This window comes from Actinoplanes sp. ATCC 53533 (genome assembly GCF_003947245.1).
In genome coordinates this window covers 1-621 of record NZ_QHHV01000646.1, presented here as the reverse complement: position 1 = coordinate 621, position 621 = coordinate 1, and the positions used below count along the sequence as shown (strand labels likewise).

The 621-nt window shown below is 64.7% G+C and carries 2 protein-coding genes; one reads left to right on the top strand and one right to left on the bottom strand.

Translation table 11 applies throughout. The features are described 5' to 3' along the window. The coding region (locus DMB66_RS66465) for a DUF2631 domain-containing protein (protein ID WP_125812736.1) at nt 1–264 on the bottom strand (264 nt) is incomplete at its 3' end. Between the two features lie 24 nt (nt 265–288). On the opposite strand from DMB66_RS66465, the gene DMB66_RS60440 reads away from it, so the two are divergent. After that, on the top strand, nt 289–621 hold a 333-nt coding region (locus DMB66_RS60440), incomplete at its 3' end, for an MBL fold metallo-hydrolase (protein ID WP_148113008.1).

The following is a 621-nucleotide window of genomic DNA, read 5'->3' as shown; positions in this document are numbered from 1 at the left end:
CGCGGTGCCGATGAGCCAGATGTTCTCGGTGTTGCCCTCGTGGTTGCCGATCAGCATCGCCAGCAGAATCACGGCGGTGCCGATGGCGCCGATCCGGGCCCACTTGCGGTTGCCCGGCTTGAGCTGGTCGGGTGCGTAAACCGGCTCTTCTGCCACGACTCGGTCCTCCTGCGACGATGGTGATGACAACCCGATCAGTTTCGCATGGCGCCTCCGCGCGCGGCCCACCAACCCGGACCCGGTACCTTCGATGCCGTCGGACATCTGCGGGACCGAGGGAGCTGAACGGTGCGGATCACGGGCACTGGCCACGCGAGCATGCGGATCGACACGGGCGCGGGAAGCATTCTGTGCGACCCGTGGGTCAACCCGGCGTATTTCGCGTCGTGGTTCCCGTTCCCCGACAACTCCCTGCTCGACTGGGAGAGTCTCGGCGACGTCGACTACCTGTACGTCTCCCACCTGCACCGCGACCACTTCGACGCGGCGCACCTGAAGCGTTTCGTCAGTAAGAAGGCGACGGTGTTGCTGCCGGAGTATCCGACCAGTCAGCTTGAGGACGAGTTGCGTGCGCTCGGCTTCACCAGCTTCTTCAAGACCAAGAGCGACGAGGTGCACGAG